Origin of the sequence: Coprococcus sp. AM14-16 (assembly GCF_003434675.1) — a bacterium.
GTDB lineage: Bacteria > Bacillota > Clostridia > Lachnospirales > Lachnospiraceae > Coprococcus > Coprococcus aceti.
The window spans coordinates 1128058-1128925 of sequence record NZ_QTLL01000001.1 but is presented as its reverse complement, the minus strand read 5'-3'; the positions used below and the strand labels follow the sequence as shown (position 1 = coordinate 1128925).

Sequence of the window (868 nt, the reverse complement as noted above, 5' to 3'; positions counted from 1 at the left end):
GATCACCTCCTTTCTAAGGAATGGATAGTAAGGGTTGTTATGTTGTTAAGCTTTCAAGAAATGCGCGAAATACGAAAAAGACAGCGGTGTGAGCTTGCTCACAGAAAGATGTATTTTGAGTATAGAGCATATGGCGCAAGCCATCAATCGACTCGGAGTGATAACGGAGAGGAGATTGGGCATTTCGTCATAAAAGAAAGCAGAAATATTTGCCGGTGGTGATGCGCTTATGGGAGACACCCGTACCCATCCCGAACACGACGGTTAAGACGTAAGCGGCCGATGGTACTGCACTGGAGACGGTGTGGGAGAGCAGGTGGCTGCCGGCTCCAAATTTGCTTATCAAGTGTAAGCACCAAAGAAAATGGGCTTATAGCTCAGCTGGTTAGAGCGCACGCCTGATAAGCGTGAGGTCGATGGTTCGAGTCCATTTAAGCCCATTAGCCGAAAGGCTGTAATTCCATACGGGGGTATAGCTCAGTTGGGAGAGCACCTGCCTTGCAAGCAGGGGGTCACGAGTTCGAATCTCGTTATCTCCACGAAAACATGAGTCGAGCGACCGAAAACGGTCAGCTGTGACGGACGAAGAACTTGTTCTTCAGGGCGTCAGAGATGAGCGTGTAGGACATTCGATAGAATGTCCGTGATGAAACGCACGAAGTGCGTGAATCTCGGGAGCGAAAAGTGAAACATTCGCAGGAAACTTATGTTTATCAATATGTACCTTGAGAATTTCATACAGAAAGAGATAATTATTATAAGTTTATAATAAGCCATTAATAATTAACAAGACATCTATTACCAAAATCTGCAGAGCAGATTTTAGGTTAGTAAGTGCGAAGCACTTACAAAGCCAAAATTGCAAAGT

General features: G+C 45.3%; 2 tRNA genes and 1 rRNA gene. All 3 read left to right on the top strand.

Features of this window, described 5'->3' with window-relative positions:
• Positions 1–211 precede the first annotated feature (211 nt).
• The 3 genes from rrf to DW159_RS05035 all read left to right on the top strand — a co-directional run bounded on the left by rrf (position 212) and on the right by DW159_RS05035 (position 539).
• Positions 212–329, top strand: a 5S ribosomal RNA gene (gene rrf / locus DW159_RS05045).
• A gap of 37 nt (positions 330–366) precedes the next feature.
• A tRNA-Ile gene (locus DW159_RS05040) sits at positions 367–440 on the top strand.
• A 26-nt stretch (positions 441–466) separates the two neighbouring features.
• Positions 467–539: transfer RNA gene (locus tag DW159_RS05035), tRNA-Ala, on the top strand.
• Positions 540–868 lie beyond the last annotated feature (329 nt).